This is a genomic window from Microbacterium sp. P26, assembly GCF_023712585.1.
Taxonomy (GTDB): Bacteria; Actinomycetota; Actinomycetes; order Actinomycetales; family Microbacteriaceae; genus Microbacterium; species Microbacterium algihabitans_A.
On record NZ_JAMAXZ010000015.1, the window covers coordinates 1 to 554 of the forward strand.

The following is a 554-nucleotide window of genomic DNA, read 5'->3' on the forward strand; positions in this document are numbered from 1 at the left end:
GCCGATGAGTTCGGCGGGGTCGTGGTTTTCTCGGGTGGGGTCGAGGATGGTGAGGGCGGGGACGACGATCTGGACGCGGGCGCGGATGGTGCCGAGGGTGCCGGGGCCGTCGTCGGTGCGGGTGGGGCCGGCGTCGGGGGCGGCGCTGAGCAGCAGGTCGGCGAGGATGTCGGCGCGCAGTTGCGCGGTGGTGCGCTGGTCGGTGGCGAGCACGGTCGCGGGACTGAGAGCCGCTTGAGCGGCGGACTGCCTCGAAACAGAGTCGGAAACGGGGGCGGATGCCGCGCCGAAGGCGGAGACGGGTCGGGACTCAAAGTCTGACGGGGAATCGAGACCGAGCTGGAGACCGGGCTGGGCGCCGGATGTCGCGGGGGCGGTGTGGCCAGGACCGTCACCCCCGTCGTGCCCGAACGCGCCGCCGGCGCGGATGTCGAGGAGCGCGCGGGCTTGGTGGGTGAGGCGGTCGTAGATGCCGACGGCGAGGACGGTGGGCAGGGTCGCGATGAGGTCGGACATGCCGTCGGCCCCCGTGACCAGGCGGACGCAGCGGGTGT

1 pseudogene is annotated in these 554 nt (G+C 73.3%); it reads right to left on the reverse strand.

The annotated features are described in order from the left end of the window. Nucleotides 1–554: pseudogene (locus M3667_RS16535) on the reverse strand (hypothetical protein); the annotation flags it as partial.